The 1,063-nt window shown below is 73.8% G+C and carries 1 protein-coding gene; it reads left to right on the forward strand.

The features are described from left to right. Positions 1-895, forward strand: an 895-nt coding sequence (locus ACIQOV_RS42665; protein WP_401056674.1) for a hypothetical protein, incomplete at its 5' end; no start/stop codon positions are given. Between the last annotated feature and the right edge of the window lie 168 nt (positions 896-1,063).

The raw sequence follows: 1,063 nt of genomic DNA on the forward strand, positions 1-1,063 counted from the left end.
CCTGAGCCCTGCCGAGGAGGCACCCCCGGGAGAGCCGGAGCGGCCGTCCTCGCGCTCCTGGTCGGACTGGATCGCCAAGCTCGCCACCTGGGTCGCCCCGACCACCCTCCTCACCGCGCTGCTCTTCTTCTTCGGCTACGCCTACACCAGTTCGCTCTACGGCTACTTCGGCATCGACGCCGGCATGATCGGCTTCGCCACCCAGGACCTGCTGCTCCGCAGTTCCCCCGCGCTCTACGTGCCGGCCGGGTTCGCCCTGTGCGGGGCGCTGGTCGGCGCGCTCGGCTACCACGTCGCGACCAGGGCCGCCGAGGCCGGCAGGGTCGGCGCCCGGACGGTGCGACGGGCCTGTTCGGCCGTCGTCGTACTGGTCGTCCCGCTGCTGATGCTCGGCTTCCTGGCCGGCTTCGAGGTGTTCGACGCCGGCCCGATGGGCACCCCGCTGCTGATCGGCGGCGGACTGCTGCTCGCGGTCCTGGCCCGGCTGCTGTACGTGCGCGGCACCGGCGCGCCGTACCCGCTGACCGGCGAGCGGGCGGCGCTGGGGATCAGCGTGGTGATCGTCGTGCTCTGCGCGTTCTGGGCGGTCGGCGGCTACGCCCAGCAGAAGGGCACGGCCGACGCGGAGCAGCTGGCCCGGCACCTCTACCGGCGTCCGGCGGTCGTCCTGGACACCCCGGAGCACCTCCACCTGGGATGGTCCGGGGTGCGGGAGACGGTGCTGCCGGGCGTGGAGCCGGGGGAGCGGTTCCGCTACCGCTACGAGGGCCTGCGCCTGCTGGCCCACTCCGGCGGCCGGATGTTCCTGATCCCGCGCACCTGGACCTGGGAGACGGGCAACGGCCTGATCGTCCCCTTCAACGAGACCGTCCGGGTCGCCTTCCACCCGGGCTGAGACGGCCCGGGCCGGGACCCCGACGGCCCGGGCGCACGGCTGCGCCGCGGTCCGTCCCCCCCCCACGGCCCGCGGCGCCGCGGCGTCACCGCGATCGGAAGAGCGTCGGGGAGGGGAAGAGGGGTGGGAGTGGGGTTGTTATCGGGGGGGGGCGGATCATTAAAAAGG

Source organism: Kitasatospora sp. NPDC091257 (assembly GCF_044757675.1).
In the GTDB taxonomy this organism is placed as follows: Bacteria; Actinomycetota; Actinomycetes; order Streptomycetales; family Streptomycetaceae; genus Kitasatospora; species Kitasatospora lactacystinica.